This window comes from Janthinobacterium breve, assembly GCF_051380895.1.
In the GTDB taxonomy this organism is placed as follows: domain Bacteria; phylum Pseudomonadota; class Gammaproteobacteria; order Burkholderiales; family Burkholderiaceae_D; genus Janthinobacterium.
The window spans coordinates 250,966-274,654 of sequence record NZ_JBNYXY010000007.1; the positions used below are offsets into that span (position 1 = coordinate 250,966).

The 23,689-nt window shown below is 55.4% G+C and carries 19 protein-coding genes; 9 read left to right on the top strand and 10 right to left on the bottom strand.

Annotated features, from left to right (window positions below):
- Nucleotides 1–186: 186 nt before the first annotated feature.
- Nucleotides 187–600 carry a DUF305 domain-containing protein gene (locus ACQ4W0_RS15645; protein ID WP_436577544.1) on the bottom strand — a complete coding sequence of 138 codons (414 nt, stop codon included), beginning with the start codon at nt 598–600 and terminating at the stop codon, nt 187–189.
- 95 nt (nt 601–695) lie between these two features.
- Nucleotides 696–1,040 carry a four-helix bundle copper-binding protein gene (locus ACQ4W0_RS15650; protein WP_436577545.1) on the bottom strand — a complete coding sequence of 115 codons (345 nt, stop codon included), beginning with the start codon at nt 1,038–1,040 and terminating at the stop codon, nt 696–698.
- A gap of 566 nt (nt 1,041–1,606) precedes the next feature.
- Here ACQ4W0_RS15650 and ACQ4W0_RS15655 point away from each other — a divergent pair.
- Nucleotides 1,607–1,951 carry a CzcE family metal-binding protein gene (locus tag ACQ4W0_RS15655; protein WP_436577546.1) on the top strand — a complete coding sequence of 115 codons (345 nt, stop codon included), beginning with the start codon at nt 1,607–1,609 and terminating at the stop codon, nt 1,949–1,951.
- Nucleotides 1,952–1,990: 39 nt separating this feature from the next.
- Here the strand turns inward: ACQ4W0_RS15655 and ACQ4W0_RS15660 are convergent, their stop codons facing one another.
- Entirely contained in the window at nt 1,991–2,419 is a 429-nt protein-coding gene (locus ACQ4W0_RS15660; protein ID WP_436577547.1) for a YybH family protein, read from the bottom strand.
- Nucleotides 2,420–2,878: 459 nt separating this feature from the next.
- Between ACQ4W0_RS15660 and ACQ4W0_RS15665 the strand changes: the two genes are divergently transcribed.
- From ACQ4W0_RS15665 to ACQ4W0_RS15700, 8 genes are all read left to right on the top strand, one after another.
- Nucleotides 2,879–3,232, top strand: a complete 354-nt coding sequence (locus tag ACQ4W0_RS15665) for a hypothetical protein (protein ID WP_436577548.1) — start codon at nt 2,879–2,881, stop codon at nt 3,230–3,232.
- Nucleotide 3,233: 1 nt separating this feature from the next.
- Entirely contained in the window at nt 3,234–4,619 is a 1,386-nt protein-coding gene (locus ACQ4W0_RS15670; protein WP_436577549.1) for a TolC family protein, read from the top strand.
- Nucleotides 4,616–6,007: a multicopper oxidase family protein gene (locus ACQ4W0_RS15675; protein ID WP_436577550.1), complete on the top strand. Its 1,392-nt coding sequence runs from the start codon at nt 4,616–4,618 to the stop codon at nt 6,005–6,007. Before ACQ4W0_RS15670 ends, ACQ4W0_RS15675 begins: the two co-directional genes overlap by 4 nt.
- Before the next feature lie 24 nt (nt 6,008–6,031).
- The gene (locus tag ACQ4W0_RS15680; protein WP_436577551.1) at nt 6,032–6,361 is read left to right on the top strand and encodes a copper-binding protein; all 330 of its coding nucleotides are present in this window, start codon (nt 6,032–6,034) and stop codon (nt 6,359–6,361) included.
- A gap of 21 nt (nt 6,362–6,382) precedes the next feature.
- Nucleotides 6,383–6,751 (top strand): copper resistance CopC family protein, encoded by a 369-nt coding sequence (locus tag ACQ4W0_RS15685; RefSeq protein ID WP_436577552.1) that lies wholly within the window; start codon nt 6,383–6,385, stop codon nt 6,749–6,751.
- Nucleotides 6,752–7,651 carry a copper resistance D family protein gene (locus ACQ4W0_RS15690; protein WP_436577553.1) on the top strand — a complete coding sequence of 300 codons (900 nt, stop codon included), beginning with the start codon at nt 6,752–6,754 and terminating at the stop codon, nt 7,649–7,651. It begins immediately after the preceding gene.
- A gap of 32 nt (nt 7,652–7,683) precedes the next feature.
- Nucleotides 7,684–8,196 carry a cupredoxin domain-containing protein gene (locus ACQ4W0_RS15695; protein WP_436577554.1) on the top strand — a complete coding sequence of 171 codons (513 nt, stop codon included), beginning with the start codon at nt 7,684–7,686 and terminating at the stop codon, nt 8,194–8,196.
- Between the two features lie 99 nt (nt 8,197–8,295).
- Entirely contained in the window at nt 8,296–10,680 is a 2,385-nt protein-coding gene (locus ACQ4W0_RS15700; protein ID WP_436577555.1) for a heavy metal translocating P-type ATPase, read from the top strand.
- Between the two features lie 201 nt (nt 10,681–10,881).
- Here ACQ4W0_RS15700 and ACQ4W0_RS15705 read toward each other — a convergent pair whose 3' ends face one another.
- The 7 genes from ACQ4W0_RS15705 to ACQ4W0_RS15735 form a co-directional block, all read right to left on the bottom strand.
- Nucleotides 10,882–14,037 carry an efflux RND transporter permease subunit gene (locus ACQ4W0_RS15705; RefSeq protein WP_436577556.1) on the bottom strand — a complete coding sequence of 1,052 codons (3,156 nt, stop codon included), beginning with the start codon at nt 14,035–14,037 and terminating at the stop codon, nt 10,882–10,884.
- On the bottom strand, nt 14,034–15,590 hold the full coding sequence (locus ACQ4W0_RS15710) for an efflux RND transporter periplasmic adaptor subunit (RefSeq protein ID WP_436577557.1): 1,557 nt from the start codon (nt 15,588–15,590) through the stop codon (nt 14,034–14,036). The genes ACQ4W0_RS15705 and ACQ4W0_RS15710 overlap by 4 nt, the downstream gene beginning before the upstream one ends.
- Entirely contained in the window at nt 15,587–16,936 is a 1,350-nt protein-coding gene (locus ACQ4W0_RS15715; protein ID WP_436577558.1) for a TolC family protein, read from the bottom strand. Before ACQ4W0_RS15715 ends, ACQ4W0_RS15710 begins: the two co-directional genes overlap by 4 nt.
- Nucleotides 16,937–18,197: 1,261 nt before the next feature.
- On the bottom strand, nt 18,198–19,742 hold the full coding sequence (locus ACQ4W0_RS15720; RefSeq protein WP_436577559.1) for a hypothetical protein: 1,545 nt from the start codon (nt 19,740–19,742) through the stop codon (nt 18,198–18,200).
- A 5-nt stretch (nt 19,743–19,747) separates the two neighbouring features.
- A complete protein-coding gene (locus ACQ4W0_RS15725; RefSeq protein WP_436577560.1) occupies nt 19,748–20,725 on the bottom strand; it encodes an AAA family ATPase in 978 nt (325 codons plus the stop codon).
- A gap of 17 nt (nt 20,726–20,742) precedes the next feature.
- On the bottom strand, nt 20,743–22,761 hold the full coding sequence (locus ACQ4W0_RS15730; protein ID WP_436577561.1) for a hypothetical protein: 2,019 nt from the start codon (nt 22,759–22,761) through the stop codon (nt 20,743–20,745).
- Nucleotides 22,758–23,393: a hypothetical protein gene (locus tag ACQ4W0_RS15735; RefSeq protein WP_436577562.1), complete on the bottom strand. Its 636-nt coding sequence runs from the start codon at nt 23,391–23,393 to the stop codon at nt 22,758–22,760. The genes ACQ4W0_RS15730 and ACQ4W0_RS15735 overlap by 4 nt, the downstream gene beginning before the upstream one ends.
- Nucleotides 23,394–23,689 lie beyond the last annotated feature (296 nt).

Genomic DNA, 23,689 nt, shown 5'->3' on the forward strand with positions numbered 1-23,689 from the left:
TCGTTCGAGGTGGGTTTGCGAGGACAGGCACCTTGAAATTACAAAGGATTACCCATAGCCCCACACCACCATTAGCGCAATCGCCGACGGGAGAAAAGGCATCTTGTTGTTCGATTTCACAAATGCCTTTGCCGCTGTTAGATGTCGGCGGCGTGGTTCCGCCACCACCGTTGGGCGCCAATCGCACTACTTCATTGGATGTTTTTTCATCCAGGCGTCGAATTGCGCGATCTCTTTCTTTTGCGCGGCAATGATTTTCTTTGCAGCGCTGATCATGGCTGCATCCTTGCCGGTATCGACTTCAACTTGCGCCATATCAATGGCCGCCTGATGGTGAGACCGCATCATCATCACAAAATCGTGATCGACATCGCCAGTCATTTTCATTTGGCCCATTTTTTCGTGCATGTCGTCCATCGACTTACGCATTTTCATTGAAGCGTCGCCGGAAGCATTTGCACCCATTTCCATCTTGCCTGCGGAAGACGCCGACGTCTGCGCGGTAGCTACCACCGGTATTGTATATGCCGATATAGCCACTGCGAGGCTGCAAGTTAGATTGCGTGCAATGCGTAGACCACTGATTTTGTTGTTATACATATTTCTCTCCTGACAGGATGTTGAAATATCCCCCACCCATGTCAACCAGGCGGAGGGGGCGTTGTGTATTGACAGCAATTTTTTCCAATTGATAATCAGGCCGCCATGCTACGGCAACTGGACGCGCACGCATCACATGCCTGCACGCACTCTTCCATACCGTCAAGTTCGCGGCAGCTATCAGCGCAAGCTTGACAGATATCGGCACAAACAGCGCACAAACGGGCGCTGAATGCAGAACCGCTCAGCTGCAAATTTGCTGAGGTTTGGCAAATTTCGGCGCAGTTCACCATCAAACGAAAATGATCCGGCTCGACGTGTTTTCCACCCATCTTTAGACAATGAATCATCGCCATCTTCGTACAGACTTGATGACATTGTGCGCACGCATCGATGCATGACTGCATGTCCGAGGCCGCCATATTTGTTAAATTTTTCATGTCAAGTTCCTTATCATAAATGTTGAAATGACATAGCAACATCACATAATAATCCGCAAAAATGCTAGCTGTATGTACGACATCGCACGTCGATCCACGATTGATCAACAAGCCGCATTCCTTGCCGCGCGGCGTGGAACAGAGCGGAACAGGCGTTATTGAATGAATCGAGGCGGGGCAAAAGCAACCTCTTCATATTTTTTGCTGACACCGGTATGACGATATTTGTCATTCTGTTGAGTGCAGGCGTACCGATCCACGCCGCCGTTTTATGTTGTGGCAGCGCGCATCCTTTTTAGCGTGTTGCCGAAGATGCACTTGAGGCGCTGTACCGCAGGCTCAGCCGTTTGCCGGTGCCCTATCCAGCCTGCTTGCTGCGGCGAAAATGTTGCTAAAAAATTTAGCTCATGTCGAATTGAGAAAATGTATTTGACCTTGGACCTGCTGAGGTTTTTGTAATGTAAATGTAATGTTTCCGTCATTCGGGTGTGCGGGTCCCCTACGTAGAATGGCTTGATCGGATTCGCAGCTTCATTAACCCGCAAGTGAAAAGTTAGGACATTCGAATGAAATCCCTCAAAGCAAACCTCGTCGCCGTTTTCGCTGTCATCACGCTCAGCCCCCTCGCAGCGATGGCACACCAAGGCGAACTGCATTCGAATCCTGCATTCGGTAGTGCTGCTCCAGCGCCGTCCGCCACCCGCACCATCACGATTTCGTCAGCTACCAAGTATGTAAATGTCACCCAAGGCGACGTCGTCAAATTCGACGTGGATGGCAAGACGTTCACTTGGCAGTTCGATACGCTGCGCACCAAAGCAAGCTTTGACTTTTCGGCAATTGCACCGTCCGGTGTGAATACCCACGGCGTACGCGTGTACGTGGCAGCTAACCCCATCTACGCCAACTAAGTACATGTAAGTCCGCCTGCTGGCTGCTGACACATGAAGTTACTGAGATTTGCGGGACGACCAGTGAAGATGAAAGATGATCCATTGATCGCCCTGCTTTTCGAGCAAAGCTGTTTCCGTGCCGAATAAGTGCACATTTTTGCCCTGGAATTGTCCTGTCGTCTCTGTTTCCTGCATCACGACCGCCAGGTTTCCATCAATACGTTCGTTTTGTTTTAGGACTTTGCTTTTGGTGGCCTTGGCAAAGGCGGTATCGGCTGGCAGGTGATGACCAGCGTATTCATCACGTGAACGCTCAACATGCCCAGATTCGTAAATTTTAATTTCCGGGCTAAGCAAAGTGCTCGCCTGCTCGGACTTGCCGCTGGCGAGCGCTTCGTGAAATGCAGCAACAGTTTCAGTTGGTGTGGCGGCGTATAGGGGGAGACTGAATACGGAAATAGCGATAAGGAAAGTCAGTTGGCGCACGAGGTCTCCAGTGTTTTTTGTCTATATGATGAATTGCGGTGATGCAATTAAATCAGCGGGCGGTGATTGTGGCAAGGTGGAAGTGAAAATACTCTGGCGAAACCGAAATTCGCTTGACCTTCCGTTTATTGGAAGGTGTAGCGTGAGTTGTCGGTTTCATCTCGGTTGGTTCGGGAATGTGCAAGCAACCTGGTGGAGCACCACGGCGAGGATACGCGGATGAATCGTATGCTGACGCGCATTGCAAGCAAGCTGGCACAGGTAAGGTGCGGGACAGCGGATGCCTCGCGCTACCGTTGGAAACATCGCCAAGGAGCTGATAATGGCCACAACCCGTTCCTCGCACCCCTTGAGCTCTTTTCACACCACCTTCCCCGCCGATTGCTGAAATCATGCACTGGCATTCGCCTCACCTCGTGCTGTATCCACCCAGTAACCAGTCAATTTTGAAAGAGAATCATGCAACGCTTCCACTTATTGCTTCTGGCAACGGTTAGCTTCGCGCCGGTTGCCTATGCACAATCCGCTCAACCCGCTAGCACCACTGCGGCAGTGACGGATGCTAAGGCCATGGTGCCGCCGTTGAAATATGTCTCTGCTTTTGCTGATGTTAAACCGATTGAGAAGTCCCCGATATCTCCAGATAAGGCCTGGATTCAGGCAAATCAAGATGTGACAGGGGGCTCTCAGCATGGCGATCAGGGGAACATGTCGATGGAAATGGTACCCGGGGCAAAAGGCCAGGAAAACCCCAAGCCACCTTCGGCGAGCGATCCGTACAAGGGCCATCAAATGAACATGAAAGGCAAATGACATGAAGCGATTATCGTTGCCAGCACCCGGTCGGGTAGCCACTGTATTCAGTGTCGTATTTCTTGCAGGTTGCGCCAGCTTTTCACCGGATGGTGGCTTAAATGATGTCTCCCGGCTAACGCAAGAGCGGATTGGACAAGTCAAGCCCTTCACTAAAGAGACGCTGAAAGACAGCCAGCAGTCCACTTCACAGGTGCAGTCCTTGCTGTCCGCGCCACTGACGCCTGAATCTGCGGTCCAGATTGCGCTGCTCAATAATGCAGCGCTAAAGGTCTCCTTCGCTGAGTTGGGGGTCTCGGAGGCTGAAGTTGTACAAGCTGGACGGATGCGTAATCCAAGTTTTAGTTTCGGCCGCATCAGCGGAGGTGGCGACGCGGAAATCGATCGCAGTGTGATGTTTGACATTGCTGGCCTGCTGACGCTGCCCACGCGTCGACGCATTGAGCAAGGACGCTTTGAACAAGCAAAGTTGCTCACAGCTGCTCAGGCTGTGCAGTTGGCGGCAGAGACACGTCGGGCATATTTTATGGCCGTTGCGGCGGCTCAATCGGCCGCTTTCGCGGAGCAAGTGCGCGGCGCCGCCGAGGCATCATCGCAACTCGCCGACAGCATGACCAAGGTTGGAAACTGGAGCACACTTGACCAAGCCCGTGAGCGTGCGTTTTACCAAGATGCGTTGACACAATTGGCGAGGACCAGGCACGAAGCAACAGCCACGCGCGAACAGCTCATTCGCCTCCTGGGCCTGTGGGGAGAGCAGCAAAATTTCGTCCTGCCGGACAGGTTGCCTCCTCTGCCGGAAAAGCCGCGGGAAACGAACAATGCGGAAGCACAGGCCATGTCACAACGACTCGATATGCTGTCGGCCCGCCGCGAGACCGAAGCAACGGCCGCAGCACTTGGCTTAACAACGGCAACTGGGTTCATTAACGTTTTTGATGCCGGCTATACCAACAAGAGTACGACAGGCTTGCCACGCGAGAACGGCTACCAGATTTCCCTTGAATTGCCGATCTTCGATTGGGGGGGCGCCAAGGTCGCACGGGCGGAAGCGCTCTATATGCAGTCCGTCCATCGCACCACCGATACCGCCGTGCGGGCGCGCTCAGAGGTGCGGGAGGCCTACTCCGCATACCGTACCAGCTATGACATCGCCCGTCATTATCGCGACGATGTTGTGCCGCTGCGGAAAAAAATATCCGACGAGGTTCTGCTTCGCTACAACGGGATGCTTGCCAGCGTATTCGAATTGCTGGCGGACTCGCGCGAGCAACTGGTGAGCGTGAATACCGCCATCGAAACCCAGCGTGACTTTTGGATAGCGGAAACCAAACTTCAATCCGCCATCAGCGGTGGAAGTATGAACGATACAAGGACCATGCCATGATTTCACGTAGAGACTTTTTCAGAGGCGCAGGTGCTGTAGCGGTGAGTGCCGTTGCCGTTAGCAAGGCTGGTGCCGCGTCATTGCCTGAGGCAATGTTGATGGACAATGCCAAGACACACATTCCCCCGGCGCCCCCCACTGGACGGCCCTACAATCCGGTCGTTACCCTGAACGGCTGGTCATTGCCATGGCGGATGAAAAATGGCGTAAAGGAATTCCATCTGGTGGCCGAACCCGTAGTGCGTGAACTTGCACCAGGAATGAAAGCCAACTTGTGGGGCTATAACGGACAATCCCCAGGGCCGACAATTGAAGTGGTCGAAGGTGACCGTGTGCGTATCTTCGTGACCAACAAGCTACCTGAGCACACCAGTGTTCATTGGCATGGACAGCGATTGCCGAACGGCATGGATGGCGTCACGGGCCTTACGCAACCGGGTATCGCTCCTGGAAAGACTTTCGTCTACGAATTCGAGGCCAAACGGCCAGGTACGTTTATGTACCATCCCCACGCCGACGAGATGGCCCAAATGGCAATGGGGATGATGGGCTTCTGGGTCACCCATCCAAAGGATCCGTCGCTCCATGCTGTGGACCGTGATTTCGTTTTTCTGCTCAACGCGTATGACGTAGAGCCGGGAAGCTATACGCCAAAGATCAACACCATGCTGGACTTCAACCTGTGGACATTCAATAGCCGCGTGTTTCCCGGCATTGACTCATTGCCAGTGCGCCAAGGTGACAAGGTACGCATCCGTGTCGGCAACCTGACGATGACGAACCACCCTATTCATATACATGGCCATGAGTTTTTCGTCACCGGCACGGATGGCGGCTGGACCCCACCCGCGTCGCGCTGGCCTGAAGTTACCACCGATGTCGCAGTTGGACAAATGCGCTCCATCGAGTTCGTTGCTACTGATCTGGGTGACTGGGCACTTCACTGCCATAAATCCCACCATACCATGAATGCAATGGGTCACTCGGTACCGACAATGATAGGCGTCAACCATCGCGGGGTTGCTGAAAAAATTAACAAAATCGTCCCTGAATATATGGTGATGGGCGACAAGGGCGGCTCCATGGGAGGCATGGAAATGCCGCTGCCAGATAATACTTTACCGATGATGTCAGGTGAAGGACCGTTCGGTGGGGTTGAGATGGGGGGAATGTTCACCGTATTGAAGGTGCGCAAGGATCAGAAGCGCGGCGACTATTCCGATCCTGGCTGGTACAAGCATCCGGCCGGAACCGTGGCATACGGGTGGACGGGTACCCTTCCTGAGCCAGAACGTGCCACTAACGCTGGGGGGCAGTCGATGCCAACGATGAACAAACCCAATATTGAAATCACTGTTCGTAAGCCGACCGGGCATAGCGGTCACTAATTTTTTTAACTGAAAGGAAACATCATGAAAAACCTGCACAAAGTTGTATTGGCAACCTTGATTGGCCTGTCATCCGTGGCAACGACCTCCGTGGCGTTCGCACAGCAGCAGAGCGCCTCCGCGACGCAAGACGCGATGAGCGATGGGGAAATCAAGAAAGTGGACAAGGACGCCAGCAAGCTGACCATCAAGCATGGTGAGCTGAAGAACCTGGGCATGCCAGGGATGACCATGATGTTCAAAGTCAAGGAGCCGTCGATGCTCGACAAGGTCAAACAAGGCGACAAAGTACGTTTCGTGGTGGAAAAAGTTGGCGGCGCATTGACGGTCACCTCCATCGAAACAGTAAAGTAAATTTAACAAAGAGAGTTGAAAATGAAGACCCTGCGGAACATTATTCTTGCCACATCCATATTGGCGGCAACCCTGGCTACCCCATTTGCCATGGCACATGCGAGCTTGAAGAGCTCCAATCCCGAGGCAGGTGCCTCCCTGGCAGTTGCACCAAAGGCGATTGCGCTGACCTTCAACGAGAAGGTGGAAGAAGCCTTTAGCTCGATCACCCTGAGCGATAGCGAAGGCAAAGCCGTCGCTGCAGACAAGGCAAAGGTCGATGCAGCGAATCCAGCCATCTTACGCTTGGAAGTACCGACATTGAACGCTGGCGCCTATACCGTGAGCTGGGCAGTTGCAGGGCACGATGGACATCGTCGCAAAGGCGACTTTAAGTTCACGGTGAAATAATTGGATGCAGTCTCGCTGTTGCAAGTTAGTTCAGCTTTGCTGCTGAACCTCGGCTTTACCTGGCTCGTCGGATCATGGTTTGCACGTTACTGGATGCGTTCTAGCGGCGTCGATCATGATCATTTCGAGCCCGCCCTGCGCAAACTTGACTTGATGGCGGCGGCAATTAGCACGGTTGCCAGTGCATCAGCACTATTGAGCGCGACGGCGATCATGGGAGGTGTAGGCCTGCGCGAAGCGTGTCCGATGTTCTGGATGATGGTGTCTACTACCGACTACGGACATGCAGGCTGCGCCATTATTGTGGCGATGCTTGTTCTCTTTTTTGTGCGATTAGCAGGAGGAGTCGGCCGCAGCAGCGATATTGCAGTCATTCTCCTTTTGGCTGTTTTTTCTGTAACACGGGCATCCATGGGGCATGCGGGCGAGGAAGGCTTCTGGACTATTCCGCTAGCTGCAGAAGCGATTCATTTTTTTGCCATCGGCCTATGGACTGGTGCAGTGATGGTTTCCGGCTGGTTTGTTCTGCATGAGACGCGGATAAGGACATTTGATACGGGGTCCATCGATCAATACCTCGAACTGATGTCCCAGGCAGCAATGCTTGCAGTAGTTGCCATTGTTGCTACTGGCATCTACAGCGCCTGGCACCGAGTGGGGAGTTCCGAACATCTTGTTCATACCACCTATGGCATCACCTTACTGGTCAAAGTTACATTGGTCCTTCTTGCCATTGCCTTGGGCGGCTACAACAAATTTCTTGGACTGCCTGCCGCCTCCCGCTCCTTGCGCGGCGTCACGCTGGTGAGAGTCGTTTTACAAGTGGAAACCTTGCTACTGCTCGGCGCACTGTTGGCGGCGGCAATTCTTACCACTCAACAACCACCTACCGCGATGTAATGTCGCGACGGTTTTCTACAAGGGAGTACGATATGAAAAAGATGACCTTAAATGCAATTGCAGTAATGTTACTGGCCAGCTTGAGCACTTTCAGCAATGCTGCGGTGCCGGATAGCAGCCCAGCAGCACATGGTGGCCACCAGCATGGCGCAAATGAGCAGAGCGCATCTCTTGTGGGCAAGACGGGCGACCCGAAAAAAGTGGCGCGTACCGTCACTGTCGATATGAACGACACCATGCGCTTTAGCCCAGCGTCTATTGCCGTGAAACAGGGCGAGACCATTCGCTTTGTCGTCAACAATTCCGGCAAGATCAAGCATGAGATGGTCATTGGTTCTGAGAGCGAGTTGAAAGAACATGCCCAACAAATGGCAAAGTTTCCGGAGATGGAGCATGCGGAACCCAATCAGGTGAGCGTAACGCCAGGAAAATCGGGAACCATTGTCTGGCAGTTCGACAAAGCAGGCAAAGTGGAATTTGCTTGCTTACAACCCGGTCACTTTGAGGCGGGCATGAAGGGACTGGTAGTGGTTTCTGCCAAATAGATGACCTCATTCGGCGGGAATGTTCAATTCCTGTCGTTGCCGCAATAGCTGGTTCCACCACAGCCAACGAAACAGGCGAATCTGCCCAAGGAGTAATTCATGAGTAGAACTGAAGCCGAGCATCATGCGCACGGGCATCATCACGGCATCCATAGCGAGACCGGGCCTGGCAATACGATGAAGACAGGGGATGAAAAACCATTCGTCGATCCTGTATGCGGCATGCGCGTTGGCGCAAATCCCGAAAAAGAAATCACCTACAAAACTACGGTCTATCACTTCTGTAGCGGGAAATGCATGACTAAGTTCAACGCAGCGCCAGATTCCTTCATCGATAGAGAGAATGCGGCGCCCGGCCCTGAGCACTCGCCACAGCTGGGAGCGGTCTACACCTGTCCCATGCATCCAGAGATACGCCAGCCTGCACCGGGAACTTGCACCATTTGCGGCATGTCGCTCGAACCTGAAATGCCGACGCTAGATGAGACGGAAAATCCGGAGCTAGTCGATTTTCGCCACCGCTTCTGGTGGACGCTGCCTCTGACCCTGGTGGTGTTCCTGTTGGCGATGTTTGGGCATGTGTTCCTTGACATGGGGCTGCCAGGCCAGAACTGGATTGAATTCGCATTAAGTACCCCTGTCGTACTGTGGGCCGGCTGGCCATTTTTCACGCGCTGGGCGCAATCGCTGGCACGCATGCGCCCGAATATGTGGACCTTGATTGGTTTTGGCGTAATGGCTGCCTACGGCTATAGTGTCGTCGCCACCATCGCACCGGGCCTCTTCCCATCTACTTTTGCTGCACATGGCCGTATTGGCGTCTATTTTGAAGCAGCGGCAGTCATTGTTTCGCTCACGCTTCTTGGACAGATACTTGAGCTGCGCGCACGTTCCCAAACTTCCGCCGCAATCAAATCCTTGCTTGGCCTCGCTCCGAAGACGGCTCGACGCATTCAGGATAATGGCACCGAAGACGACATTCCTCTCACGCACGTCCACGTCGGCGACAAACTCCGTGTCCGACCCGGTGAGAAGGTGCCGGTTGATGGCATAGTGCTTGATGGCGAAAGTTCGCTCGATGAATCAATGCTGACTGGCGAGCCCTTACCCGTGACAAAGCGTCCCGGAGACACGTTGATTGGCGCAACGATCAATACCAGCGGGAGCCTGATTATGCGTGCCGAAAAAATCGGCAGCGACACAATGTTGTCTCAAATCGTACAAATGGTTGCGCAGGCACAGCGCTCCCGCGCGCCTATGCAACGACTCGCCGATAGTGTCGCAGGCTACTTCGTGGTCGTGGTCGTGGCCATAGCGCTGCTAACGTTCGTGTTATGGGGAGTGTATGGCCCTGAACCGAGCTGGGTCTTTGGCTTTGTAAACGCCGTTGCAGTACTAATCATTGCTTGCCCATGTGCATTGGGGTTAGCCACGCCGATGTCCATTATGGCCGCCACAGGCCGCGCCGCCACCCAAGGGGTGCTCTTTCGGGATGCCGCGGCAATAGAAGACCTCAAGAAGGTCGACACACTGATTGTCGACAAGACGGGGACCCTCACTGAAGGTAAGCCTTCCTTTAACAGCGTGGTCGCAGCGCCTGGCTTCAAAGACGAAGACGTCCTGCAAATGGCGGCGAGCATAGACCAGGGCAGCGAACATCCTTTGGCACACGCGATCGTCAACGAAGCGAACCGGCGAGCACTGGTGCTGACCAAACCTGACAGTTTTGAGTCTGCCAGCGGTATTGGCGTGCGCGGCACGCTTGACGGGGTTCACATCGCACTGGGCAACACCGCCCTGATGGATGCAGACAAAGTCAATTGGAGGCCGCTTGCAGACGTCGCTGAACGCTTGCGAACAGAAGGTGCTAGCGTCATGTATCTATCCTCTGACGGCGTTTTGGCAGGACTGATCGCCGTGTCGGACCCCATCAAGGCAACGACGCGTGAGGCAATAGAGGGCCTGCGCGCCGAAGGGCTGACCGTGATCATGGCCACTGGCGATGGCGTCACCACTGCGAGGTCCGTGGCCGAAAGGCTGGGCATCACGGAGTTCTACGGCGAGGTGAAACCACAGGACAAGTTGGCCTTGGTAGAGAAACTGCAAAAGCAAGGCAAGGTGGTCGCAATGGCCGGCGATGGAATCAATGATGCCCCCGCACTGGCGAAGGCCAACGTTGGCATTGCCATGGGGACAGGAACAGACGTGGCTATCAATAGCGCTCACGTCGCCTTAGTCAAGGGAGATCTGCGTGGGATAGCCCTTGCCCGTCGAATCTCGGTCGACACTGTCCGAAATATGTGGCAGAACCTGGGCTTCGCGTTTATCTACAATGCCTTGGGCATTCCCCTGGCTGCCGGTGTGCTGTATCCATTTACTGGCCAATTGCTGTCGCCGATGATCGCCGCGTTAGCGATGAGCCTGAGTTCCGTGTCTGTCATTACCAATGCGCTGCGGTTACGTGGAAGCAACCGGCGCTCTTGAGCATCAATCAGGGTACCAATACCACCAGCCTCCTTGGCCGATTGGTAAAAATATGACGTGTCATGTGAAAACCCTATCACTACCTGGAAAGATGCGATCACCCCTGGCTGCACCAGATAAAACCGAACAACACCGCCGCACACCTCGCGAAATACACGAAGTGCTTAGTCGAGCGGTAGGTGCCAAGCGGTCTCATGAAGGCTAACTCTCCTCTGCTGCTGCCGTGCCGGCGGCACGGATCTGACGCCGGCGTAGCAGCAGATAGACCGCAGGAACCACAAACATGGACAACAGCGGCGCGGTGATCATGCCGCCAACCATGGGCGCGGCGATGCGTTGCATGACCTCCGACCCGGTGCCGGTGCCCAGCATGATCGGCACCAGGCCGGCGATAATGACCGCCACCGTCATCGCTTTGGGGCGCACGCGCAAGACCGCACCTTCACGAATTGCATCGAGCAGATCGGTTTCACTGGCGTTACCGTTCGCCAGACGTTCATCCCAGGCATGTTTTAAATAAAGCAACATGATTACGCCGAATTCGGCCGAGACACCAGCCAACGCGATGAAGCCGACGCCGCCGGCGACTGACAGGTGATAGTCGAGCAACCAGAGTAGCCAAATGCCACCGGCCAGCGCAAACGGCAGCGTTGCCATGATCAAGGCTGCTTCGTCGAAGCGCTTGAAGGTCAGATAGAGCAGCACGAAGATAATAAGCAAGGTCGCTGGCACGACGATTTTGAGTTTTTCAGTGGCACGCTCCAGATATTCGAACTGCCCCGACCATGCAATGGAGTAACCCGCCGGCAATTTGACTTCCCTGGCGACGACTTGCTTCATGTCATACACAGTCGAACTTAAGTCGCGATCGCGAATATCGACATACACCCAGCCTGACAGCCGGGCATTCTCACTCTTGAGCATCGGGGGACCGTCGTCGATGCGGATCGCGGCGACATCACCCAGCCGGATTTGCGCACCCCGCTCAGTCAGCACCGGTAGCTGGCGCAATTTCTCGACTGAGTCGCGCACCTCACGTGGATAGCGCACGTTGATAGGGAAACGCTGCAATCCTTCGACAGTTTCACCGATATTGTCGCCGCCGATCGCTGCTGACACCACGCTTTGCACGTCTGCAATATTCAAGCCGTAGCGGGCGGCCGCGTCGCGATCGATATTGACGTCGATGGACCGTCCGCCATTCAGGCGCTCGGCCAGTGCTGAGGAGACGCCCGGCACCTTCTTGACTGCGCGTTCTATCTCACCTGTGATGCGGTCAATTTCCTGCAAGCTAACGCCTGCGACCTTGACGCCGACCGGGCTTTTGATGCCGGTGGCCAACATGTCAATCCGGTTGCGGATCGGCGGCACCCAGATGTTGGACAGTCCAGGCACCTTGACGGTGCGGTCCAGTTCCTGTATCAATTTTTCCGGCGTCATGCCAGGGCGCCACTGATCGCGCGGCTTGAACTGGATCATGGTTTCGAACATTTCCAGTGGCGCCGGATCAGTGGCGCTCTCGGCTCGGCCGGCCTTGCCGAAGACGCTTTGTACCTCAGGTACCGTTTTGATCAGCCGGTCGGTCTGCTGCAACAACTGTGCGACCTTGCCGGCCGACAGACCTGGCAACGCCGACGGCATGTACAGCACATCGCCTTCATCCAGTGGCGGCATGAATTCGCCGCCGAGCCGGGTCATGGGCCAGATCGTGATGGCCGCTACAAGTGCTGCCGCCAGCAAAGTCAGCTTTGGAAAACGCAGTACGACATCGAGCAAGGGTCGGTATATCGCGATTAGGAAACGATTGAGGGGATTCTTTTGCTCATCGGGAATCCGGCCTCGGATCAGATAGCCCATTAAAATGGGAATCAGCGTCACTGCCAACCCAGCCGCCGCCGCCATCGCATACGTCTTGGTAAAGGCCAGCGGCGAAAACATGCGCCCCTCCTGCGCTTCCAGAGTGAACACGGGAATGAACGAGAGAACGATGATCAACAGCGAAAAGAACAGTGCTGGCCCGACCTCAACCGCAGCGTCGCCAATGACGCGCCAGTGCTCATTACCCTTCAGCTGTTTACCCGGATGGGCATGATTCCAGGCTTCAATATGCTTGTGGGCATTCTCAATCATCACCACGGCGGCATCGACCATCGCGCCGACGGCAATGGCGATACCGCCCAGCGACATGATATTGGCGTTAACTCCCTGATAATACATGACGATAAAAGCGATCAGGATACCGATCGGCAGCGTGATGATGGCCACTAACGCCGAGCGCAAGTGAAACAGGAATAGCACGCAAACGACCGCGACGACAATGAATTCCTCGATCAGCTTTTCTTTCAGGTTACTCACAGCGCGCTTGATCAGATTCGACCGGTCGTAGGTGGGAATGATTTCGACACCAGGAGGCAGGCTTGCTTTTAGTTTTTCCAGCTTGATCTTGACGGCATCGATGGTTTCCAGCGCATTTTTCCCGGAACGCATGATAATTACGCCGCCAGCAACTTCGCCCTCACCATTCAATTCGGCAATCCCGCGCCGCATTTCCGGCCCAATCTGGATGCGCGCGACATCGCCCAGCCGCACCGATACGCCGGCGTCAGTCGTCATCAAGGGAATCTTGCGGAAGTCGTCCAGCGACTTTAGATAACCAGAGACCCGTACCATGTATTCGGCCTCGCCCAATTCCAGCACGGAGCCGCCCGTTTCCTGATTGGCTTTCTGCACGGCATCGATAATTTTGCCATGCGGGATGTTAAAGGCGCGCATCTTGTCTGGATTGAGCACGATCTGGTACTGGCGCACCATGCCGCCAATGCTGGCCACTTCCGAGACGTTGGGCACCGCTTTCAACTCATACTTGAGAAACCAGTCCTGCAAGGCGCGCAATTGCGACAAATCGGTCTTGCCGCTACGGTCGACCAGCGCATATTCATAGACCCAGCCGACGCCGGTCGCATCTGGTCCGAGCGCCGTTTTTGCCTGCGGTGGCAGGCGTGACTGCACCTGGTTCAGATATTCCAGCACCCGTGAACGCGCCCAGTATGGATCGGTACCGTCTTCAAACAGAATGTAGACGAAGGAGTCACCGAAAAACGAGTATCCGCGCACCGTCTTGGCGCCCGGCACCGACAGCATCGTGGTGGTCAGTGGATACGTGACCTGGTTCTCGACGATTTGTGGCGCCTGCCCCGGATAGCTGGTGCGGATGATAACCTGCACGTCCGACAGGTCGGGAATCGCGTCGAGCGGCGTGCGCGCCAGCGACCATATGCCCCAGGCCGTAATGAAAACAGTCGCCAACAAGACCAAAAACCGGTTGCTGATAGACCAGCGGATCAGTTTTGCGATCATTTCGCCACTCCCGCTGGTGCCTTCATGCCACCCATGGGTTTGTTCTCGGGTTTCGGCGCACCGGAGGTCGGCGCAATGGCCACGATCTCAAAGCTGCCATCTTCGCCTTGCTTGATGTCGAAGGCGACTCGGTCACCTATACCGATATTGGGCGGCAAGCCCGTGGAAGGCACTTTGAAACCCATCGTCATCGACCCCCATTGCAGCGACGTGATAGGGCCATGCGAAATGGTGATTTCATCCTTGCCGATCTGTTCTACCTTGCCTACCCCATGGTGGCGCGGGGATCCCTTGTCTGCGTCCGGGGATGGCGTATCGCTCAAGCGTGTCGTCGTTCCCTTCAGGCTGGCCTCGGAATCGACCAGGAACTGCGCCGAGACGACCACTTTCTGGCCAGCGGACAGGCCCTTGCGGATTTCGGTGAGACCATTGCCTTCGCTGCCGACCTGCACATCGACGGGCATAAACTTGCCCCCCTCCTGGGCAAGCATGACAACGCTGCGTGTACCCGTCTGAATAACTGCCTCCGATGGCACCTGCAAAACATCGGCGCCCTTGTTTGAAGCGAAGGTCAACGTAGCAAACATGCCGGGCAACAACTGAGCGCCGGGATTAGCCAGCTCCACACGGGCTTTCAGGGTTCGCGTCGTAGCATTAACTTCCGGCAAAATGGCATTCACCTTGCCTTTGAAAATACTTCCGGGTAGCGCTTGTACCCGCGCTTCGACGGCGTCACCGGGGAGAACCTTGGCCGCCACGCTCTCGGGCAACTCCGCATTGACCCACACTGTCGCGAGGCCATTGATGCGAAACAGCGGCGCACCGGCTGAGACGGTCATTCCTTCCCGGGCGCCAAGCTCTGCGATCACACCGCTGATGGGTGCTGAGACCGTCATGCGCGGATGGACCTTTCCACTCGATTCGACTAGGCGGATTTGCCCTTCAGTCATACCAACCAGCCGCATGCGCTGTCGGGCAGCATCGACTAGGGATGCTGTCTCATTGCCTTGCATACGACGGCTCGCCAGATAGTCTTCTTGTGCCGCGATCCAGTCAGGAACATACAAGTCAGCCAAGGGTTGCCCCTTTTTCACCGGATCGAGCGTGGCACGCGCATACAGGCGCTCTACAAACCCACCGCTGCGCGCCTGCACCAGTGCCACGTCGCGCTCGTCATAGGCGACGTTACCGACGGCAACCAAGCCGCCGGACATCTTTCCGAATGTGACGAGCGCTGTGCGCACTCCCAGGTTTTGCTGGACCCGTGGGCTGATCGTGACATTACTGTCCTCACCATCTCCCGCAGCATAGACGGGCACCAGCGGCATATCCATGAACGGTGACTTGCCGGGTTTGTCAAACTTCTGGCCCGGCACCATGGGGTCATGCCAATATAATGGTTTCTTGTTGGCAGCACTCGCGGCGCCTGCTGCGTTGCCAGCACCTGGAGATGCTGCCTCATGTGCCTGTCGTACACCAAACTGGTAACCGGCATAAGCGACCGCTGCAAGGGCACCCGCAAGTACCAGGACGCGTAATTTCTTATTGTTCATTTGAATTCCTGCTGGCGATGTACTGCGGAAATTTGCGCGATTGCGATGTCGGGAAAGAGGAAGCGAAGCTGTGCCCAAAACTGGGCTGTATTCATCTGTAGCTGCAGCAACTGAACGTGCATGTCTGCACTGTTACGCCTGGCAGCGAGCACCTCGGCCAAGGACGCTTTGCCGCCACGGTACGAGGCCAGGACCGCCTGGCTTCGTTCGTCGGCAAGTGGCAATAGCTGGAGCGCGTAGCGCTCGCTACGTTCTTGGCCACTCCTCCATTCGATGAGCAAGGCACGAATGTTGGCGGCATCTTCTCGCAGCAATTCGTCGCGTTCGCTCCTGGCTTGTTCGACCAAGGCGAGTTTGGAGCTTAGCTCGCGGTCCTGCCGGTTCTTGCGATCCCACTGCAATGGCAGGGACAGGCCAACGGAGACCATGTTCGAATAGGCCGCGCCGCGCTGCTGGAATGCGAACTCGATACTCCAGTCCGGGTGCCGGTTCGCTTGCGCCAGATTGACATCCGCCTGGGCGGCTTCTTCTTGCCGATTCAACACCATGATCTGCGGGCGGTGCGCCAGTTCAGTGTCAGGAAAAACCGGGTCCAGAGGGATGGAGCCCAGGTCGGGCATGCTGGCCTCGGCAAGTTCGCCGCTGCTGCCGGTCCAACGCACCAGCATGTTTTTTGCCGTATTGAGGTCGCGCTCGACCTGGCTGGCTCGGTCTTCAATGGTTAACAAGGCGGAACGTGAGGCCAGCACGTCGGCCTGACTGCCACGCCCTCCCCTGTATGCGGCCGCGGCAGCGTCTATTTCCTGGCGAGAAAAGAGTACTTGTTCTTTCAGCACAACTGACATTTTCCGAGTGTAGTAGACGTTGAGCCAGGAGATCGCCGTGTCGCGTTGAATCGCGGCGAGCGCGACATCTTTTTGCGCTTGTGCCTTGTCGGCTTCGCGTTCAAGGCGTGCGGAACGCCAGCGCAATTTATCGGTGCGTGTCAATTCCTGCGAAAGGCCGATGCGCCGCATCGCCATAGAATCGCCGCTCAAACTAAAGCGATCACTGCCACTTAAGGGCACATTATCGATACCGACCTTGAGAGTGGGATCGGGGCGCTGCGCCACTGCTACCGCCATTTCATGTGCGGCGACAGTTGCCTGATCCTGCGCATGGAGTTGGCGCGAACGAGCGACAGCCTGCTGCAACGCCTCGGTGAAGGTGATTGACTGGGGGGCCGCGCGCGCATCATGAACGGAGGCAAGCAGCGGAAAAGTAAGGGCGAGAGCGAGCGCCGTCTTCATGAATGGGCGAAGACGGGCGACGCGTGCATGCGACTGCACGGAGTACGGGATAGACATGGCAGCTCCAGAATGCGATGGGCAACAACGCCCTGTCGAACCCGACAAGGCGATGACGATCTAGGCAGTCTGGAGTATTAAATACGGAAACAGCAATGGCGGATAGAGATAGGCGGCGCCGTTGGCCTCGCCAAGGTAATGAGCAAGGGCGGTTTTGCTGTATACGCTAGGGGAGTGTCAAAAATAGCTAACGTCAAAACCAGGACAACAGGTACGAAAGATGGGTGGTCGGCAACAGGTGTCTTGTCCAGCGACTGCCTGGACGCATCTCCCACAGCATGAATTTGACACAAAGTCGACTGGTCAGCGTCCATGCCAGCACAGTCTGCCATCGCGGGCATCGCAGATACCCCAACGCCTGCGGATACAACAGAACCACTGCCTCCCATCGATACGCCAGGGCACAGGTACGACGCGACCGCATGCTGCATGAACAGCATGCTAAGTATCGCGACAAGAGCCGTGAACAATCGCACTGTACGGGAGGTCTTCATAAACTATCTATATGGACGGTATTCGTAGCCTAGGTTGTATCAAACCCACTGTCAAGGTATTGCTGCGCTGCACTTGACCTTAAGAAAATATGGATCCGAATGACGCACACAATCACTATACGCCTTCCGATCATGGGAACGTCAAAGACCATATGTCGCCGAATTGAAGTGCTTTACGTTATATTACTTGGTGAAAAACTTGCAATCGATGCACCATTTCCTGCAATTCCTACACTGGACCGGTGCCGACTGATTTCGAGGATGAATCCTTGACAGACCGCTACAGTGAACGGAACGAGGGAGTGTCAGGATTTTTGTGTGTCCGAAGTCATTTAGCTAATTTTAATGCCTCGTCACAGGTGCGCCGCCGACGTCGCCATTCGACGCACCTGCGCCCTCTCCATCGCGTCGCGCTACTCACCCATTGCTTCAATAGCGAGAGGCATCGGTGTAGCATCTCCCCTAGGGGCTCGATGTAGATTTGCTCCGCTTTGAGCACATCCAGTTGCACAAGTACCGCCGCTGCTTCGGCCTTTGCTCGTTCGATCTGCTTGCTGTTCGTGGATCGCTGCCCGCTTGCGGTCTCGCATTCGATTTCTAGCACACTGGCCCTTGACCACCTGTGGCACATGGATGCGAGGAAGTGCGGGTTCTATTGCCACCTCTTCCCGCGCCGCGCATATGTGACATTGGCTCGTGCGTTTGATTGTGTTCATGCTTTCTGAATCGTCACGAGTCCTGTAGACACCTCTTCTCGTAAATATCAGTCAGCGTACGATCTTGGCGACCTTGGCAAGATGGTCTTTCCTGTGCGTACGGTTGGCGCAAAGATTATGGAGGGAGGCCGCAACGGTGCTAGGTGGACGCACTTGCTCGTAAATCCGTATCGGACACTGGGCTGTGTCCCTGCCGGTCACGGCCCAATAAGACGTGTAACGCCCTGTATGGGAATGTTTGTCCCAGTTGATCTTGTTACGCTTGCCGTTCGCAAGCCCCTTGTCGAGAAATTCCCAGAAACTACCCAGACAGTGGCTTCCTAGAACGTGATCTGAGACCCACTGCTCCGAGTCTTTCGTCCACCCGTGAGGACAGATCGGCGCCTCGGCCGCCAGCCACGCGCCCAGCCCCATCGGGTCTTTGCGCATCGCAGAAAACAGGTAACGGGGCGTTCCGCATGCTTCCCAATGCATGCGCCATCGGATAAATGCTTCGGCAACGGGGCAAAACGCCGTAGTCGACTCGCCATCCATATTCCACCAAAAATGCGCGGCGGCACTGGCAATGCACGCCTGATGGTCGTGCACCACGTGGCGCCACAGGAAGCGCCTCACGCCACTGTAGACATCATAGCTTGCGCGCATCCGGCCATCCCACGCGCGCTTCACTTGCGTCGATGTTTTCTGATCAATTGGAATGTCGTCTGACTTATAACGCCGGGGATTTTTCGGCTGTGTTAGCTGGGTCTTGCCGCGTAATCGCTTGATGGAAACCGAGAGCGGCCCAAAAGGCAGGACTTGCTGCACACCCGGCCGCTCAGCCTCGAGCACGCCGACCACCTGCCTTACAAAACCTGTATATTCGGACTCAAGGCGTCGCCAGTCCGCATGGGATATAGCGAACTCTCCAATGCCGAGAAGTTTACGTTTGCGGTTCAGTTCAAGGCGCACTGGAACCATCTCATCTTCGGCGATAAACAGGCGCACCAGGTTTTCAATCCAATCCTCGTCCTTCCCGCGCAACCTGAGCGAGCGAGGACGCATCTCGCGCAGGCTTGGCGCCAGATCGAACGAGCACGACGGGCAGCAGAATGGTTCGTCGAACACGTCATGGGCGAGACGGTAAGGGATCTCCGAGCGACAGCGCGGGCAGCGAGAGCGAAGCATTATGCTGTGAACAGGACACGCGCTGATCAGATCAAGTTGAAAAGTAGCCGAGTGAAAGCCGGAGCGGGCGCATTTGGCGCACCAGCGCAGTACGTCACTAGAACGACGCCGGCGATTCACCAGCCGCTCTACAATGAATGCATGTCCGATTGCCTTCTGATCCAGGCGCAAATGCATAGCGAACGCCGCCATGTCAAAAAGCTCGCTCGAGCGCAGATCAACCTTCGGTGCGCGTAAAATAGCGCCGTGTTGGCCGCATTTCCGGTCAATGAACACGTCCGCAAGCTCGCGGGCGCCCATCGCATTGAGTCGGGCAAATTTCGCGAACAAGCCATAAGGCGAGTCATACCCGGTGCTCCAATCGTCCCGCCAGCACCATGCGTTGTGGATCCGGTACGGCGTTTCGATGATAATGCGTGATGGCGTCATCGATGTTACCCGTTGAGCATGACCATGCGAAGCTCTTCCTGAGCCGACACGAAGTTGCATTCTGCCACGGCGCTGCGCCACATCGCTGGCGTCAGCATGAACTCGTAGTCATCGTGCTCAGTGTTTTCCAGCAGTGCGATCTCCACCGCGCGGGCAAAATATTGCATCGGGATTTCGGTGTCGTGCGCGAACCGGGCGGATTTATGAGCTTCGAGGAAGACTTCCCATAGCACTGCGGCTTGATTGACCAGCCGGAACCCCGTGCTGTAGGCAGCAGGTAGAAAGAAGCGCGTGTAGCACCAGTCTGATTTAACTGGAAAACAGGCATCGTCGTACCCGGCTAGGCACGTGGCCAGGTCGTCGGCCGTGCGCAACCCGCGAAACTGCATCTCGTCTATCATGAAACGAGAAACGATCTGCGTATGGCCAGCGATTCGGAATGCACTCTTCTGGTTGAGAAGGTTAGGCTGCCCAATGAGCAACATAATCATGCGCACCCCCCGGCGTTCGAGTTCATCATGCACGTCGCGCAGCCATTCATACTCAATGATATCAAGGCGCTGGGCTTCGTCGGCGAACATCACCAGCCAATTATGGCCCGAGCGGTCGACCAGTTCCATAAGTTTGTCCGTGAGCTTGGACCGCTTCTTGGAAATTGTTCCGGTTAATGCACCCGGGTGGCCTGCGGCGGCCAGTAAAAGTGAAAAGAAAGCATCTTCAGAATGATGCTTCTTCATCTGGCAGCCGAAGCTGATCATCACGGCCTTGGGATAGTCCTCCTTCAGCACACTCATAACATATCGTATACCGTACGTTTTACCGAAGCGGGGATGAGCGAATATAATGCCGCCGGGTGTACGAAGGCGGATAAGCTTTTTCACGCGAAGGTACATCTCTTCAATGGACGGTGTCGGGACGATATATTTTTGTTCGACCACTGGGTGATTATCGAATGGTACTGGGCGGGTAAAAGTGACAGCCACGGTGGATCCCCTCGTCGTCAAAAAGTGATGGTGCGTTTGATCTTTAGCACGCGCGGTTGAGGCGCTTTAGCAGACGTGGTGTCGGCGTTCACAGTCGGTTCTGGCTGTACGGCGGCATTGCCGATCGGCGGCGTGCTATCTGGAACAGGCGGTGTCACTGGCGCCGGCATGGGAAGCTTAGGGGGCAGTTGCTTATTTTCAGTTTGTGCTTTCGCCAGATCGGTCGCGGCCCGTTTGTCTTTTTTCGCCAAGGACCATTTATATTTTTCCCATGCCTCAACAGCATCGTCGCTGTCCTTGTACTTCAGCTTTCCGAGCCGCCGGAGTCGGGTGATCTCGCGCCGCACTCTCAGTGAATGCGGGGTGTAGCACCATGGGGGCGCAGCAGTCAGGATTCCCAGTTCGGCACCGTCCTCGAAGAACGCCGTGACGGTCCGCATATCCCGAACATCAAAGTAGATTCGTATCTTGGTACCGATCAGCTCAGGGTTGTTGGAGAGCACATTGCTGGTGTAACGGCCATCCAGGAAGTTGATGTGTGGTCGAACACTGGTTTTAGAGTTGCCAACGATGGTGACTACGCGAGCCTCCTGCAAGAGGCACAGATTCCGGCTTACCACGGCCGGAAGGGTGCGCAGGAAGCCCTTATTTCGCGTCAAAAGTTGCCCCATCGCCTCCAACGGAGTCTTGCCAGAGACACCATCATGCGCGTGACCGTTGTAGTCGCCGATGGCGACCTCAATCATATCTTCCAGCTCGTCAAGCTCTACGAGCAGGCTGAGATCTCCTTTCGGATCGCTTAGCGCCCGCTCGATGGAACTCGGATCGCTGCCAGTCGTCCCAGGCAGACGGTGCGCGAAATTCTTAGCAATGACCGAGAAAAAACGTTCGATGAACGGTCGCTCGTCCGGTTCGTATGCCGGACCATTGTCTGGCCAACAGCCGACGATCTGAGTCAGCCTAGCAAGCGTGTCCAATGCAAGGTGGCTTTTCGCGCCGTCGAAACGCAGCCATTCCCAGCATGCATACTGCGTTTGGGGAAATACACTAGAGGGGTAGCCGCCCTCCTTTCGGATAGCAAGGCCGGGGATCTTGTAGGTGCGCGGCTTGAATGGGGTAAGCGCAGATTGAAAGGCGCCGGCGATGTCGTCTTTGTTATATTCCTTGGAAAGGGCCAGCTTGTATCCGATCACTGCGCGACTGGCAATGTCTAGTACGACCAGGATCCAGATTCTGGTCAGTTCAACCAGATGTTGGAACCCAAGCGGATCAGTAATGCGCAGCGTCACCCGAAGATCGATTTTATGGCCGTCGAATTCGACCACTTCGAAGGCTCGCGTTGCGGGCGGGGCCTGTTCCATATTTTCGGGGGCCTCGGGACGGACACGCCCTGCCCCCTTGCTCTTTGCGGCCTCGCCAAAAGTGCGGTTGTCGTAGCGCCGAAAATACTCCGATAGAGACCTTTGCCCCCCTAGATCCTGATTCAACGGGTACTCGTTCGCCTTGATTCCAAGAGCACGGCATTCATCCAGAAACTTGCTGTGGATGCGTTTGATCGGCTTGCGAACTTCATGGGCGCCCGTGATCGGTTTGTGACGCTGCGCGGCTACTTTTAGCAAGTATTGTTCCAGTGCCGGATATTGCTGCAGCAAGAGGCCAAACGCCCCGGAAAGGCCTACGCCTTGGGCGCCATGAGTTTTGTTGATAGAGGTGACCCGCTCATAGTCCTTTAACCTTGCATAGGGAATGGCGCCTCGGAATCCATGGATGCGACCGTCGGCGTGTTTTGTGATGCATCGGGTGATCATCCGATATAGTGTTTTCGGATCCACGCCCGTCTTCGACTGGATGATCTTCAGCGGAAGCAGAGGCTCCCCAATGTAGAGCTCTATTGCCTCCCGGCGCGAGGTGAACACTAAGGCCTCGGAATCTTTGAGCGCGGACACGTCGACCGACGGCCAAGTGGTTAAGTCGCTGAGCTGTTCCGGGAACGAGGCCCGGCTGAAGCGTAGCTTGTCGAAGGCGAATTCCGTCATACGAGCTCCAGAAGCGATGCTGGTCCTAGCTCTCTGGTCGCGATATTGGCACAGGACACCACACCTGAGTGAAGCATGGAATATGCCGCCACACGGACGAGGACGGGATCTACCTCGGGTAAAAGGGAGCAGAGTACGCCGATAGACCGTTGCTGTTGCAGCACGTCGCGCACCGATTTCAGAAGTGCAGGGTTAATGTATCGGCCGTTCGCGGAGAGATCTCGAACGATCAGTCCCCAATTCTCCAGATAGACCTTGCCTTGAACTTCGTCCGGCGGGGGCAGTTGCCTGATTTCATATTTGTTGGCACGAGCCCATTGTGCAAAGGCGGGTAAGGTATCATCAATACTGGCGGGATTGGGATCTCGACCAACTAACCAAAGCTCGTCACGCCCCGCGTAGCCCGACCAAAAATCGACGACAAGTTTCGGCTTGATATCGGGAATAATTAGTGGCCGTTCACAGTATGATACGACTAAAGGGTCGGATTCGAGGAGAAGCCAAGTATTGACCTGCGCGCGGCTGAACAGCGTCAACATGCGCTGGATTTTGGGCCCGAACAAGTCGTACCGATGGCTCTTGTATGGCCGAGTATTGTCTGCTGCTTTATCGAACCGAGGTGCCGTCGCCATTGCCACTCCAAGCCGCGGAACGAGGATGAACTGAAGTACAACACGACTTCCGGTGATTGTCAAACTCTCTTCATTTGAATGAGAAGTAAGTCTGCCCGCTAGGTAAAGGCCACTCTATTGAAATCAAGGACTTACGACGATTGGCACTTTGGTAGTTTTACTTCCCCGGACGATAATGTATTCTTATCCTGTGTGAGACTACATTTATGCAGCTTTTACCGCAACAACTGTACATTTGACCTGAATGCCAGACAAACGCGTACCGCCTTTTGCCGGCGACTACCTCACCGCCCTAC